Source organism: Okeania sp. SIO3B5, from assembly GCF_010692555.1.
Classification (GTDB): domain Bacteria; phylum Cyanobacteriota; class Cyanobacteriia; order Cyanobacteriales; family Microcoleaceae; genus Okeania.
The window spans coordinates 1-15,524 of sequence record NZ_JAAHHG010000220.1 but is presented as its reverse complement, the minus strand read 5'-3'; the positions used below and the strand labels follow the sequence as shown (position 1 = coordinate 15,524).

Here is a 15,524-nt window from a genome sequence, read left to right as displayed (position 1 = left end):
AGATGTGGCAGCAATTGAACGTTTGCTACAACAACAATTTACTACTCTGGGAATCAAGATTCGAGCTACTCTCAAAGAATCTACATTACATTTATTTTGTACTAATACTAATAACTCAAACCAACTAGCTCCAGATAAAAAGAAGACAAAAGAAGCGATCGCCTCTACATTATCTACAATTCTACCTAGAGGCATCCAAGCTGCTACCATCTATGGTTGTATTTTTAATAAACCGGAACAAAAATCAGAGTCACCTCTTTGGATCGACTGGTTGAATTTACCAGCATCGGAAAATCCGGAGATGGCAGCAAGTGCTAAAGTTTTAGCAAGTCAGGGAAACTATGAAGCTATTAGTTTTCTGTTAAACAAATTCCTTAATCCAGACCTCGATCAAAAATTACAAACAGGTGGTATCCGGGTACTAATATTACCTAAACAGGAATTATTGCACGTTATGAGCGAAGCTCCTACCTGTCCTTCTCAATCTCAAGTAGGACCACCCATCGCTCAGTTTTTGCGTCAACTTCAAGTTCCAGGAATTAGTGGGGTGAGGGTGTATGGCCGTCGTGCTGGTCAAAAATTGCCTTTGTGGCGCTATGGTATTAATTTTACTACCAGAAGTCGCCAGTATTCGGAACAAACTCCGGAGTTTGCTGCTTCTGCAGATATGGATTTGTTATTAGGAAAAAGAGCAGATCGTGTTTTTCTCAAGTTAACACCACAGACAACTGAAAAATTTGACTCAAAGCTGTTAATTCCTAATAATAATTACACATTTACAAAACAACTTTTTACTGCTATTCAACAGTTACTGATTACTTCTCGTGTGTTTATTCCTAATGAAGAATACTCTACACAAGTTAGTAATTCATTGACATATAATACTTTTAATTCTGGTAAATGGATTACTGCTTTTGCCTTTGCTGCTATGGGTATTTTGTTGACAGTTCAAACAGATCTAAAATTAGGTGAAGTATTACAGCAACTTCCAGATATTTCCAAACCGGAAAATATTTGTCAGGGGCCGAATTGCCAAACTCCTACAGAAGTAAATGAAGACTCTGTGGAAGCTTCTGAATTTTCTACTTATCCTAGTTTTAATAGTCCGCAATTAGATGAACAGTTAGTTCGTTATCAACAATATTTACAAGTAGAAAAAAAACCACCAGATATTTTAATAGTTGGTAGTTCTAGAGCATTGAGAGGAGTTAATCCTACAGTACTTGAGGAAAGTTTAGCAACGGCAGGATATCCAGATTTAAGAGTTTATAATTTTGGCATAAATGGGGCAACAGCTCAGGTAGTAGATTTAATTGTACGTCAGGTTTTACCAGCAGAACAACTGCCTCCATTGATTATATTTGCTGATGGAGTCCGCGCTCTTAATAGTGGCAGAGAAGACCGAACTTTTGATATTATTGCTAGTTCTGAAGGCTATGAGGAAGTAGATGCTGGTACATTTATTATTGAGACAAATACATCAGAAACGTATGCTAATTTTGGCATTAAAAAATACAAACAAATATTCAAAGAATTAGAAGAAAAATTTGAGGAAATATCGCTTACTTATCAACAGCGCGATCGCCTCAAAAATTTAATCACTTCAATCATAAATAATCCCCAAGAAAATTGGAATTTTTGGCTGCAAAAAGAGGACGAAAATGTAACAGTAGAAGATGAAGATATTGATAAATTAGACGAATTTCAATCTAACGGTTTTCTCCCAATTTCGATTAAGTTTGAGCCAGAAAGTTACTATCAAAACTATGCTAAAGTTTCGGGTAAATATGATGCAGATTATGCTGACTTTCAGTTGCCAGGAAAACAAATAACTGCACTGAAAAATTTACTACAATATACTCAGTCAATTGGGATTAATTTTGTATTTGTAAATATGCCTTTAACTACAGCATATTTAGATGAGGCACGAACCACTTATGAACAAGAATTTCTAGAATATATGCAGCAGTTACCTTTAGAATATTCAAACTTTTTATTCCGAGATTTAGGTACTGCATGGCCAGATACTTATGATAAATTTTCTGACCCTAGTCATTTGAATCTTTATGGAGCGATCGCTGTTTCTCAACAGTTAGCTGAGGATAATATTATTCCTTGGGTTGGGAGTGGGGGAGTGGGGGAGTAGGGGAGTAGGGGAGTGGGGGAGTGGGGGAGTGAGGGAGTAGGGGAGTGGGGGAGTGGGGGAGTGGGGTCAATTTATTGTCACTAAATAAAAATTCTATTCTTTTAATGAAATTTTCTACATTTTGCTAGGATTAGTTAACCAAAAATATATAGTTATTCCAGTTAAGATTGAGACAAGGGTTTTTTACCTTGAAAGAGTTTCAGCAGAAAAAGTGTTCCAGTCTTATTCAGAATGACTATAGAGTTGTAAATATTCTCTGACAACAAAGAATTATCCTTGCTCCCAGGAGGGGAACTTAGGAGGACTGAGTCAGAATGAATGCCTTTTTAGGAAACAGCTCCGGAAGGCAACAGCTCATCTGGGAATATATAGGAAAAAAGTATTTTTGCTTGCTATGAGATGCACCCTATTATTTTGATAAATTCTATTGCCAAATAGAAAATTTTTGCGACTTTTTGATAGTCTAAACTACAAAACAAAGTGTTGTTTAAATTGATAATTAAGCCCAGATTTTTTTGTCTAAGAGGTCTCAGAGACTGTTTGTAAACAAAAGGGGATGGGGCGAGTTATCTAAATTTAATATTGAGCAATTAATTTAACGCGGAACCTGCCCCTACTATGGCGAAATTTTAGATGTTTTACAGCACTACTAATATTTATTTTACTGATAACTAAGCCCTGGTTTTTTTGTCTAACTGAGGGAATCAAATTATCATCAATTTTATCCTTTTTATTTTTGATAAATTGCTAATTATTACTTGAGTTTATCAATAATGTAGGATAACGTAATATATCTATAGTTTTTGCCCAACCTACTATAAGCTATCCGCAATATTGGCAGTCGATCAATTTTTGGATTATCATAGATAAAAAGAAGCTTGAATTCATAAAAGTAGGTAAAGTGGACAAAAATTACAAAAATTACTATTAGACATCTCCAATAATAAAAAATCAAATCAATTATCGCACATAAATTATCAATTATTTCCCCCTACTCCCTACTCCCTCATTTGGAGGAGATGTCTATTAGTTATGAATAATATCAAATCCGTTTAATCACACGATCAAAAACTTTTTTCTCCTCTTACTTATTCTTTACTCCCGACTCCTGAGTCCTGACTCCTACGTCATTATTTATTAGTATTCGACCGGACATGATATAACTAATATTTGCTCATCGTACTATACTTCAGGCTTGCTGATTAAATATCAAAGCACTGACAGATATTGGTTTCAACCTTTTTTGGTCGAAAAAAGCTAGTATTTTGGGATGATTATGGCAGAACAATCTTGGGACAATTTTTACGACTACCTCCTCTATAATTTCCATTTCTCCTGTCTCCTACCCCTACCAAAAGACTTTATTCAGTAAACCCTACTTCTTCTTTATTTTTTAACTAATTATGTGGACGAACGGTAAAAATAAAACCCATAAACAGAAAAACTATATAGGCAAAATAATTTCGCAAAAAATCATTCAAATTACCGATTATCCAATCCTCTTATTTATAAGAAGAGGTAATTCTAAATTCTTGAAGAGCATACTACTATTATTTTGTTTATCATTTCTACTGGTTATATTTATCATTCCTATAACTAGAGCTTCAACAACCAATATTTCAGGAAATATTTCAGCAAACCCACAACAAATTATTAGTGCCACAGAAATAGATGATTCTTATGAAAAATTAATTGATGGGTTTGAAAAACTAGAAGGGATGTTCACAATTTATAGGGATGAAGAAACAGGTAAAACATTAATAGAAGTTAAACCAGAACAACTTAATAAAAACTTCCTTTCTGTAATAACTTTAGAATCTGGTATTGGTGAGGCCGGTTTAATTAGTGGTTTACCAATGGGTGATTTTATCTTTCAGTTACGCAAACATCAAGATGATATTCAATTTGTGCTACCTAATCTCAATTTTCGGACTAACGAATTAGACCCTCAAACTCGTTCAATTAAACGTTCTTTTAGTGACTCAGTTTTATATTCTCTGCCCATTGAAGCAACTCATCCCCAAAGAAAAACATTGTTGATTGACTTGGAAAATTTATTAATAGGAGAAATGAATTTACCATCACTAGAAGAAGCTTTACCTAATGACTACTCAATAGACCGAACAAAATCTTATATTAGTGATGCTAAAGCATTTCCTTTAAACATAGAACTGGAGTCAGTTTATGGTATTTTAAACGAAGATAATACAGCATATTTAGAATCTCTGCCAGATAGCCGTGCTTTTAACCTCAAAGTTCGCTATAGTTTTTCAGAATTACCAATAAATAATGGTTATATTCCCCGATTAGCCGATGAAAGAGTAGGTTATTTTATTAGCGCTTATCAAGATATTTCTAACAATAATCGTCGTGAACCCTTTGTTCGTTATATTAATAGATGGCATCTGGAAAAACAAATTCCTAGCGCACCTTTATCGCCCCCTCTAGAACCGATAACTTTCTGGATAGAAAATACAGTACCAATCGAATATCGTGATGCCATTCGAGAAGGAATATTAATGTGGAATAAAGCTTTTGAAAAAGCAGGATTTGTTAATGCTATTCAAGCCAAACAAATGCCTGATGATGCTACTTGGGACCCGGCCGATATTCGTTACAATACAATTCGTTGGTCTACTATTTTTGACTCTTGGCTTGCAGGTATTGGGCCTTCCCGTGTCAATCCATTAACAGGGCAAATTTTAGATGCAGATATTATTCTCAATGCAGGAATTATTAGGAGTATTAAATATGGCGGAGTAGGCAGTATAATTTTACAGAATAAATCTCTGCCTGAAGCTTTTCAAACCAAGGATGGAAAAAGTTACAATCCCTGCGTATTAGATATGTATTCTCGCTATTTAGGAAATCTAAAAACTGAGACGGAACCTAATACTTCAAATAACAGTATAGAATCCATTATTCCTCAATCTCTACAAGCAAAATATCAATCTTTTCGGAAGTCGTCATTATCAAACTCTCACTCATCAGAACATCTTTGTTTTGATTGGGAGTCATCTCAGCAGTTGGCAATAGGGGCGGTGGCAATGGATGCTTTGCAAAACATCAGACCCCACAGTAAAGAAATGGATAGGTATGTAAATCAATATTTAAAATATCTTACTGCTCACGAGGTTGGACATACTCTTGGTCTGAGACATAATTTCCACGGTAGTACAATGCTCGAACCAGAACAGTTAAACGATACAACTATTACTCAAACAAAAGGGTTAGTAGCATCTGTAATGGATTATGTACCAGTTAATATAGCTCCACAGGGAACAATACAAGGAGACTATTTTCCCACTGTAGTCGGTCCTTATGATGATTGGGCAATTGAATACGGTTATAAACCCAGTGACACGACTAGCTATATAAGTGAAAAAGGATTTTTACAAGATATTGCCAGACGAGCATCTCAACCAGAATTATCTTATGCCACAGATGAAGATACTGATGGTATTGACCCTGCAGCAAATACATTTGACCTTAGTAGCAATACATTAATTTATTCCCAGTGGCAACTGGATAACGCCCGGAATATTTGGAAAAGTCTAGAAAAGCGCGTTCCTCAAAATGATGAAAGTTATAGCGAAATCAGGGTAATGTTTGATACGGTATTCTTCTATTATATCCAGCAAATAATGGATACTACTTTGTATGTAGGCGGTCAGTCATTTAATCGGGAGAGTACAAAAAATACTAATGGGCGATTACCATTTGAACCTATATCTGTAGAGCAACAACGCCAAGCATTAGAAATTATAGATAAATATATTTTTGCTGAAGATGCGTTTCAGTTTGCACCAGATTTACTGAATAAGTTGGCACCGTCACGTTGGCGACATTGGGGAAGCTATAGTTGGCTGTTTCCTTTAGATTATCCTATTCAAGATAATATTTTGTTTTTGCAGCGGATAGTTTTACGATCGCTCCTTTCTAATATTCGTTTGACTCGTTTACGAGATTTGGAGTTGAAGACAACGCCAGATAATGCTTTGAAACTACCGGAACTTTTTGAGACTCTACAAAATAGTATCTGGACTGAAGTTTTGGAGTCTAATGGTGGAGAAGTTGAGATTTCTAGTATGCGTCGTTCTCTGCAACGGGAACATCTAAATCTGCTAATTTCAATGGTATTGCGTAATCGTACTGTGCCTGAAGATGCTCGAAGTTTAGCTTGGTATGAATTGCGACAACTGGATAAAGATTTGGAGAAGATAATTAAAAAGCGGGGCAAGAAAATGGATGACTATACTAGGGCACATTTGGAGGAAATACGCGATCGAATTGTGAAAACTTTGAATGCACAATTACAGTCTAATTAGGGTTTGCTGAAAAAGTCTTTTTGTGGAGGTAGGAGACAGGAGACAACCCACCCCTCGCCCCTCCCCCTCCCAGGAGGGGAAGACAGGAGACAGGAGACAGGAGACAGGAGACAGGAGACAGGAGAAATGGGAATTTGGAGGAGGTAGGAGTAAGAATTATCCCAAGATTTTTCTGCCCAACTCTTGACCAAAATCCTGAATTTTTGAACTATTACCACCTAATACCATTTTGAAAAAAGAATGTTACGAATAATAAGAGTCATAAATAAACTTTTGAATAAAGTCTATTTGACGAAAAAAATAGCTTAAAACATCAAAAATTGCATTAAATATATCCATTATGAATTCTGGATTGCAGAATTGCTGGATTCTAAGAAATACCCTAGCTATTTGTAGCAAACATTTATCAAATTGGTATAAAACCTCGCACCCCCTCCAGACCTAAAATTGCTCAAACCAATACCAGTCAATACGCGCGATATTTAATCAGCAAGCCCGAATTAGTGATCAAAAAACTTTCTCCTTCTTTTCTTCTTTGCTTCCCTCCTGAATTCTAAATTCTGAATTCTGAGTAGTTTATTTATAACTGTTCAACCGGACATAATATTACAACAGTATAGAGGGTGAATCAGAATGCAACGTCTTCCTCATAAATAACATTTATGAGTATTTAAAAAAGCATGATATTAAGTAATTATTCCGTTGCTATAAGTCAAAAAAATTAAACAATTGTAAAAAATATAAAAATAATATAAAGAAACTGTATAGACTTAATATATCAATATTTTTCTTTATTAAAGCAACAAATAAAATTAAATAAACTCATGTATAGAAATAAAGCTAACTAGATAAATGTATATCATGATTTTTAGGAAAACCTATTAAGGTAGAAATTAATCAATTTAAGTAAGTAAGTACAAAAAACAAAGTATTTTAAAAAAATAAAAGTAGCTTATAAGCCTTTTTCCTTATGCTTTCTACCCTCTATTTAAAGCCCCGATCCGAGGATAAATTGTAACAATACCTACTGAATATTAAAGTTGATTGACAAATGTGGCATGATGTATCATTGAATTTACAGGGTGTAATAAATATTTTTTGTGTAGTTAATATGAAGGCTAAGGAAAAATAACAATGCAGCCAATTAGACAAGGTGATGTAATATTACAACCAGTTAAGCTTAGTTCAGGTAAAAAACTATCTCACCTGACTTTAGCAGAGGGAGAAGTAACTGGACACTCTCATCGAATTACTCGTGGAAATGCAGAGCTATGCGAAAAAGATGGTACTCTGTACCTGAAAGTTCTCTCAGAAAAAGTAACTTTAACCCACGAGGAACATAAGACTATCGAAATTCCTCAAGGAAATTGGATGGTACGCATTCAGCGAGAATATGAACCTATGGGATGGCGCTATGTGGCAGACTAAAATTGAAAACCTCACAGCAGAACAAAAAGCATTAATACCAATATATCGGGAAAAGTGGCACAAGAATATGGTGTCAACTGAGCCAATAGATAGGCAAAGGGCAGCAAATGCGGTAAAAGCAGCTTATTCTGCTATGGAAAAACGAGAGCCAGAGATTCTATTTATCAGTAGTCCAGATGCCATCAAAGAGATAGTAGGATCGCGATCGCCTCAACGTTTAGTGCAAATGTTGGGCACTCCCTTACTAACTTCCTTACAAGTTCAACTCTCAGAAGAAATAGAAAGTCAAATTGATGAGCAACTCTGGCTAAAACTGGAAAATGATTTGCCCAATGAAGAATTACTACAGCTAATGTTTATCTGGCAAGATGCCTTAGCTGAACACGCAGAATTATTAGGGGAGTTGTGGGTACAATGGCAAGGTGGCATTATTAGGCAAATCTGGGAACAGCAGCAAAAACAGTGGCGACAACAATTAATAGAGTTTCCTGGAGGAGATCCTTTAATTAGATTTGGAGATGTAATTTGGCAACAAGTTGGAGAACCCCTATCACAACATATAGAAGCTAATGTATGGCAACATCTCTCTATTCACTCCCCGATCCGAGAGTGGGAAGAACACATTAAGCAACCCCTGCAACAAATAGGCGATGCCATAGGGTTAGTCTCAAATATTGGCCAAAATTTGATGGCAAGTTCCATTGAAATGCTCGACTTCTGTATCTCTGTACTTGAGTGTAGTTACAACGACAAAAAATGGCAGGCACTTCAAGGGTTGGTGAAAGAATGTGGGTTTGTGTTGCCACTAGAGAATACTTGTTTGGTATGCGATCGCCCTATCAAGTTATCTATGGACGAACAAAACCGTTTTCATCGTGAAGGGGGATCGGCAATTAGATTTATTGATGGTTATCGTATCTATGCTTATCATGGGGTAAAGCTGCCAGAAAAATATGGATTATTACATCCCGAACGATGGCAAGTACGGTGGTTACTGGAAGAGGAAAATGCCGAACTACGACGGGTATTAATTCAGGGAATAGGTTACGGTAGAATTTGTCAAGAATTGCAGGCAGTAGAATTAGATAGTTGGCGAGAGTATACTCTGTTAAGAATAGATAATGATATTGATGTTGAACCTATTTATCTATTAAAAATGACTTGTCCTAGTACAAATTATATTCATGCCACAAGAGTGCCACCAGATATTAGTAACGCTAGGGAGGCTATTACTTGGGTAAACTGGGGAGTAGATCCAGAAGAATTTATGGTAGAAACTTAATATATAGGAGTCAGGAGTCAGGAGTTAACCCACCCCTCGCCCCTCCCAGGAGGGGAATTCAGGAGGGAAGAAAGAGAGTAGAGGGAGAAAGTTTTTTTGTTTGCGCTCTTATCCGAGCAGGATATCATACCTCTTTTCACCAACGCCAAAAAATCAAATCAATTATCAAAATAATTGAGTCGCCCCACCCCTCCCTTTAAGGCGAAATATTTTTGGAGGTTTGCTCAACTCCCCTACTTCCCCTCCTGGGAGGGGTTAGGGGTGGGTTGACTTCTGCCTTCTGCCTTACCGAAAAATTTGGGTCTAAAGCCTCCCCTTAAAAAGAGAATATTTCAGATTTCAATCCCGAAGCTTTCCTGCGGAATGCTGCGCAAACAGCTAGATGTACTGATAACTGATAACTGATAACTGAAATGACCTTTGCTAATATTCGGGGAAAATGTTAGGCGATGAAAGTTACTCTTTTAAGACATTATCAAAATACTTTAGAACAGTCGTTAGAAAAATTAAAAGTTTCTAATACCTCCCCATCAAAGCAGGAAATTTTGGAAATTTTATTAACTAGGGATGCTCTTAATAAAGAATTATCAAATGAAATTAAGCTTTATGTTTCTACGATATTAAAAATTGAAGAATTAGATATAAAACTTAGAGAAAATGCCGATGAATTAATTCAAGATATTAATTTAGCTGAATATCGAGAAAATTTCCCCAAAACCCCCGATGCTTGGTGGTGGTATTTGGATATTTATGCTCAAGAACAGGCTATAAAATCTCATCCTTTGAATAGCTTGGAATGGTTTTTCATAGGACTCAGAAGTATTTTTTTGATAGTAAACATCGCCCTTTCCCTAAGCCTGGGTATACTTTTTTTTACTTCAGGCTTTCTGGCAACAGCAGCTATTATTCCAAGTATTTTATTATTACTTCAAGCTCAAAATGAGTTAACTGAAACAGGAAAAAAAAGGTTTCGATAAGCTTTTAGAAATGGTAAAAATTCCTCAATCTTTTCACGAGGTGGCAAAGCTTGGTTCTAGTTTATTAACAACAGGATTGCTATTAGGTATTTTGTTGAATTTACCATCTATTTCTAATCACTACAAACTAGCTGGTAAAAAATTACAAGACCAGGAAAAATTAGCTTCGGCAGAGGAGAAATATTTACAAGCAATTAAGTTAGATGCTGATAATTTAGACGCTCATTATAAGTTGGCAACTCTCTATGAAGAATTACAAGATTTTCCTAACGCTAAGAAACAATATATTATAGCAGCTAAGGGTGGTTTTATGGATGCCTATAATAATCTTGCTTATTGGTATATTCGAGAAAATAAGAATGATGAAGCGATAGATTTGCTGAATCAAGGTAAGCGACTTTTAGAGAAAACAGAACAGAACTTTGAGCAGTTAACGGATGTAGAAAAGGTCAATTTAGAGACTCAAAAATATGGCATATATAAAAATTTAGGGTGGGCAAGATTTAAGCAAGAGCGATATGATGAAGCTATGAGATATCTTAATATAGCAATGGCCACTGCTGAAAAATATAAGGAATATATCCGTAATCCAGGGGCAGCTTTTTGTATCTATAGCCAGGTCTTGTCAAAGACAGATAAACCATCTTCTGAAGTTAAAGAAAATTGGCAAAAATGTCGTCAATTAATTGAATCTCGTCTAGCTGTCGGTGAGACTATTAATTCTGAAGAGGATGAATGGTTATATGAAGCTAAACAACAATTAAATAAATAGACAATTGTAAATTCTATGTTGAATTGGAAAAAGATAATTCAGGCTGCATTTACCTTAACACTTGTGGGATGCACAACTCCTGTTTTGAATAATCCTAATAACATTCATACTTTGATTAGTTTTCAGGGAAATGTCCAAGTAAAAAAGGCAAAATGGAACAGCTTTCATCAAGTTGATTCTGTTACTATCCTTAGTGGTGAGGACAAAATTCAACTAGGAAGTAATGCTTCAGTAAAAGTTTATTGTAGCGATTTGAATCAACGAACAGTAGAGCAACCAGGAACATATCTTCTTTCTGAAGTATGTCCAGAAGGAGATTCTGTCAGAAGATTATGCCCAGATTGTAATAATAAAACACGTCGTCCGCTTGTTTCAACAGAAGAGAGTTTAAAAGAGCTGCCTTATCTGATTAGCCCTCGCTATACTAAGGTTTTCAATGAGTCGTTAACTATTCGTTGGAATAAAGTTTCTGGGGCAAATAACTATAAAGTTAAGGTGGAAGACTGGGAAAAGAAAACTAGGAAAAACCAAATTGTTTATGATGGGGAGTTGGAGCCTGGGGAATTTTATTCTGTAATCATAGTGGTAGATAATGATAATAAAGTTGCTTCTACAGATGAAGATGATGGTTGGTATAGTAATTTTATTGTCTTAGAGGGTGAGGAAGCAAAGATTTTACGGGAAAAAGTAGCGCAGATTAAGCAGCAGGAGTTAAGTCAGGAGCAAGAAGGATTGATTTTAGCTTATTTCTACCAAGAGAATGAGTTAAATTTTGAGGCTATTCAGGTATTGGAAAAGTTAGTCAAATCTGGAAGTAAGACAGCAACGGTTTATCAGTTGTTGGGGGATATTTACCGACAGATAGGATTGAGTTTAATGGCGAAAAAGGTTTATCAGCAAGGGTTAGCGTTGACTGCGAAGGAGGATAAGAGTGGAGTTAAGGTGATGATGCAATGGGGGTTAGGGGAAGTGCAATATCTGTTAGGTAATAGGGATGAAGCGGTAGAGTGGTTGGAGAAAGCAAGGGCAAATTATTTAGCTTTAGGGAAGCAGCTAGATGAGAAAGAGGAAAAACTGATAAATCAAGTTTTAGGGAGGGATTAATTATGAAGAAGAGTTTGATAAAGTTATGGGTATCGTTTGCGGTTGCTGTTGTAGGGATAATGGGAATCTGGGTCTGGATGCAAGAACCAAGAGTGAAACAACCAATTTCTCAAGTTATAGAGCAAGAGGAGTTGGCAGAAGTAGAAAGATTAAATCAGCAGGAAGAACAGCTATATCAACAAGGAAGGTACGCTGAAGCTATTCCCTTTGCAGAGAAAGCATTAGCAATTCGCAAAAATGTACTTGGAGACGATCACCCCAATGTGGCAACCAGTATGAACAATCTGGCACTGCTTTACTACTTACAAGGGAAATACACAGAAGCGGAACCTCTCTTTCAACAGTCCTTAGCTATCTGGAAGGAAAAATTAGGAGACAATCATCTTGATGTAGCAAAGAGTCTAAACAATCTGGCATTGCTTTACGAATCACAAGGGAGATACACAGAAGCCGAACCCCTCTATCAACAGTCCTTAGCTATCAGAAAGGAAAAATTAGGAGACAATCACCCCGATGTAGCAATGAGTCTCAACGGTCTGGCAACACTTTACTACTCACAAGGGAAATACACGGAAGCCGAACCCCTCTATCAACAGTCCTTAGCTATCAGAAAGAAAAAATTAGGAGACAATCACACTGATGTAGCAGTGAGTCTGAATAATCTGGCAGCATTTTACAAATCCCAAGGGAGATACATGAAAGCTGAATCCCTCTATCAACAGTCCTTAGCTATCTGGAAGGAAAAATTAGGAGACAATCACCCCGATGTAGCAACAAGTCTGAACAATCTGGCAGCATTTTACAAATCCCAAGGGAGATACACAGAAGCCGAGCCCCTCTATCAACAGTCCTTAGCTATCAGAAAGGAAAAATTAGGAGACAATCACCCCGATGTAGCAATAAGTCTGAACAATCTGGCAGAACTCTACAGTTTACAAGGGAGATACACAGAAGCCGAACCTCTCTATCAACAGTCATTAGCCATCATAAAGGAAAAATTAGGAGATAACCACCCCTATGTAGCAAGTAGTCTGAACAATCTGGCAGAACTCTACAGTTTACAAGGGAGATACAGGGAAGCCAAACCCCTTTTTCAACAGTCCTTAGCTATTAGAAAGAAAAAATTAGGAGACAATCACCCCGATGTAGCAACGAGTCTCAACGGTCTGGCATTGCTTTACAAGTCACAAGAGAGATACACGAAAGCTGAATCCCTCTATCAACAGTCCTTAGCTATCTGGAAGGAAAAATTAGGAGACAATCATCCCGATGTAGCAACGAGCCTGAACAATCTAGCAGAACTTTACAGGTTACAAGGAAGGTACACGAAATCTGAATCCCTATATCAACAGTCCTTATCTATCACAAAGGAAAAATTAGGAGACAATCACCCTGATGTAGCAACGAGTCTGAACAATCTGGCAGGGCTTTACTACTCACAAGGCAATACAATTAGCGGTGTGGGATTGTTAAGCCAAGGACTTGAGGTTGAAGAACGTAATCTCTCCAAAAACTTAATCGCAGGGGATGAACGTCAGAAACAGGATTACATGAGCAAAATTTCTGGGATAACTGATGCTGCTGTTTCTCTCAATCTCCAATCTGCACCCAATAACCTAGAAGCAACTCGTCTGGGACTGAAAACTATCTTTCAACGCAAAGGGCGCATCCTTGATGTTCTAACTAATAGCTTACAAATTCTCCGTCAGCGCATTGATGATCCTAAAACTCAAGAATTGTTGAATCAACTTATCACTAAAGGCACTCAACTCTCTAACCTAATCTTCAAAAAGGCAGAATATTTTCCTGACTCCAAAGTTTACCGTGAACTACTCACCAACGCGGAAACAGAAGTAAAAGGACTAGAAGACGAACTAAGTCGTCATAGTGCTGAATTTCGTAATTTATCTCAACCCATTACCCTTGAAAAGATTCAACAACAAATTCCTGCTGACACTGCTTTAGTAGAATTAGTCCGCTATCAACCTGTTAATCTTAAAACACCCCAAAATGAACGCTTTGGCAAACCTCGCTATGCTGCTTATATTCTCTATCAAACAGGCGAACCCCAAGCTATTGACTTAGGAGAAGCAGAACCCATCGACAAAACAGTAGAAAAATTACGCAAATATCTCCGCAACTCCAAAGTTCCTCTCGAACAACTCCAACGCTCTGCCAGAAAACTTGATGAAATGGTAATGCAGCCAGTACGCCAACTCTTGGGAGAAACCAAAACCATTCTCTTATCTCCCGATGCTGCTCTCAACCTCATCCCTTTTGAAGCATTAGTCGATGAGAACAACCAATATTTAGTCGAAAATTATCAAATTACCTATCTCACCTCTGGACGAGACTTACTCAGACAAAACCCCAAAAATAACCGACAAACTCCCCTAGTCATCGCCAACCCCAAATATGAACAACAGGGAGAAATAGTTACCCTTGACAATTACCGTTCCATAGACTTATCCGATCGCGTATTTCTACCCCTTGGAGGCACACAAGTAGAAGCAGAAACCATCAGTCAACTATTCCCGGAAGCTCTAATGTTAACCAAAACCAAAGCCACAGAAAACGCCCTCAAACAAGTCAAAAATCCCGACTTCCTCCATATTGCCACTCATGGATTCTTTTTATCCAAACCTAAATCAGAAAACTCAACCGATATTGATAATCCCCTATTTCGTTCCGGGTTAGTGTTTGCCGGAGTCGAAAAACAACAGAGTGGAGGGGATGATGGAGTTTTTACCGCTTACGAAGCCACCCTCTTAAATCTGGTTGGCACTCAATTAGTGGTATTATCCGCTTGCGATACAGGAATAGGAGATATTAGCGCCGGGGAAGGAATTTATGGATTACGTCGTGCTTTCGTTATTGCCGGCAGTGAAAGTCAAATGATGAGTCTGTGGAAAGTAGAAGATGAGGCGACAAAAGACTTGATGGTAGCTTATTATCAGGGATTAAAAGCAGGAAAAGGACGCCGGGATGCTTTGCTCGATATTCAGCGAGATTGGTTGCAAGAAGGAGAATATCAACATCCTTATTATTGGGCAAGTTTTATCTTTTCTGGAGATAGCACGCCAATAGAATTAAATTCAAAAGTCAAAAGTTAGAAGTTAGGAATTAAATTCAAAAGTCAAAAGTCAAAAGTTAGAAGTTAAGTAGCCGTGTAAAAATAACTTGAACAGTTTTTTGATGGAAGCTATATTTCACAATTTATCCCAGATAAAATTTGTACAACTTATTCTTACATGGCTCCTAAGAAAATCAGAATAAATAGAGTTTTACTGAGAAATTATATATAGCAACCGCCAAGGTAGTTAGGACAATTAGTGCGAGTATCTTGCTCGCGTCATAAATAATCATAATTACCTGATGTCCTAACTATAGTGGCGACTGCTATAAAATCCGGTTGAATAGTTGTCATTGCAACCGAAGGGAAGCAATCTGAGGGGTACGCGGAGATTGCTTCCTTCCACTCCGTTTC

At 37.0% G+C, this 15,524-nt stretch carries 9 protein-coding genes; 8 read left to right on the top strand and 1 reads right to left on the bottom strand.

All coding sequences use genetic code 11. The features are described 5' to 3' along the window. The coding region (locus F6K54_RS24615) for a DUF1574 family protein (RefSeq protein ID WP_293083218.1) at nucleotides 1-2,146 on the top strand (2,146 nt) is incomplete at its 5' end. Between the two features lie 1,189 nt (nucleotides 2,147-3,335). Here the strand turns inward: F6K54_RS24615 and F6K54_RS24610 are convergent. Further along, complete coding sequence (locus tag F6K54_RS24610) at nucleotides 3,336-3,476, bottom strand: hypothetical protein (RefSeq protein WP_293083215.1); 141 nt, start codon at nucleotides 3,474-3,476, stop codon at nucleotides 3,336-3,338. A 202-nt stretch (nucleotides 3,477-3,678) separates the two neighbouring features. On the opposite strand from F6K54_RS24610, the gene F6K54_RS24605 reads away from it, so the two are divergent. From F6K54_RS24605 to F6K54_RS24575, 7 genes are all read left to right on the top strand, one after another. Then, nucleotides 3,679-6,474, top strand: a complete 2,796-nt coding sequence (locus F6K54_RS24605; protein ID WP_293083213.1) for a zinc-dependent metalloprotease — start codon at nucleotides 3,679-3,681, stop codon at nucleotides 6,472-6,474. Between the two features lie 1,134 nt (nucleotides 6,475-7,608). Further along, nucleotides 7,609-7,902, top strand: coding sequence for a hypothetical protein (locus F6K54_RS24600; RefSeq protein WP_293083212.1), 294 nt, complete (start codon nucleotides 7,609-7,611; stop codon nucleotides 7,900-7,902). After that, nucleotides 7,868-9,184: a DUF6745 domain-containing protein gene (locus F6K54_RS24595; protein WP_293083209.1), complete on the top strand. Its 1,317-nt coding sequence runs from the start codon at nucleotides 7,868-7,870 to the stop codon at nucleotides 9,182-9,184. Before F6K54_RS24600 ends, F6K54_RS24595 begins: the two co-directional genes overlap by 35 nt. Before the next feature lie 449 nt (nucleotides 9,185-9,633). Continuing rightward, a complete protein-coding gene (locus F6K54_RS24590) occupies nucleotides 9,634-10,161 on the top strand; it encodes a hypothetical protein (RefSeq protein ID WP_293083208.1) in 528 nt (175 codons plus the stop codon). A 10-nt stretch (nucleotides 10,162-10,171) separates the two neighbouring features. Further along, nucleotides 10,172-10,933 carry a tetratricopeptide repeat protein gene (locus tag F6K54_RS24585; protein WP_293083205.1) on the top strand — a complete coding sequence of 254 codons (762 nt, stop codon included), beginning with the start codon at nucleotides 10,172-10,174 and terminating at the stop codon, nucleotides 10,931-10,933. A gap of 15 nt (nucleotides 10,934-10,948) precedes the next feature. Then, nucleotides 10,949-12,037 carry a lipopolysaccharide assembly protein LapB gene (locus F6K54_RS24580; RefSeq protein WP_293083203.1) on the top strand — a complete coding sequence of 363 codons (1,089 nt, stop codon included), beginning with the start codon at nucleotides 10,949-10,951 and terminating at the stop codon, nucleotides 12,035-12,037. Nucleotides 12,038-12,039: 2 nt separating this feature from the next. Continuing rightward, complete coding sequence (locus F6K54_RS24575; RefSeq protein ID WP_293083200.1) at nucleotides 12,040-15,150, top strand: tetratricopeptide repeat protein; 3,111 nt, start codon at nucleotides 12,040-12,042, stop codon at nucleotides 15,148-15,150. The last annotated feature ends 374 nt before the right edge of the window (nucleotides 15,151-15,524 follow it).

Coding starts and splice junctions, on each gene's coding strand:
- F6K54_RS24610 (WP_293083215.1), bottom strand. CDS start 3,476: ATGGAAATTATAGAGGAGGTAGTCGTAAAAATTGTCCCAAGATTGTTC.
- F6K54_RS24600 (WP_293083212.1), top strand. CDS start 7,609: ATGCAGCCAATTAGACAAGGTGATGTAATATTACAACCAGTTAAGCTT.
- F6K54_RS24595 (WP_293083209.1), top strand. CDS start 7,868: ATGAACCTATGGGATGGCGCTATGTGGCAGACTAAAATTGAAAACCTC.
- F6K54_RS24590 (WP_293083208.1), top strand. CDS start 9,634: ATGAAAGTTACTCTTTTAAGACATTATCAAAATACTTTAGAACAGTCG.
- F6K54_RS24585 (WP_293083205.1), top strand. CDS start 10,172: ATGGTAAAAATTCCTCAATCTTTTCACGAGGTGGCAAAGCTTGGTTCT.
- F6K54_RS24580 (WP_293083203.1), top strand. CDS start 10,949: ATGTTGAATTGGAAAAAGATAATTCAGGCTGCATTTACCTTAACACTT.
- F6K54_RS24575 (WP_293083200.1), top strand. CDS start 12,040: ATGAAGAAGAGTTTGATAAAGTTATGGGTATCGTTTGCGGTTGCTGTT.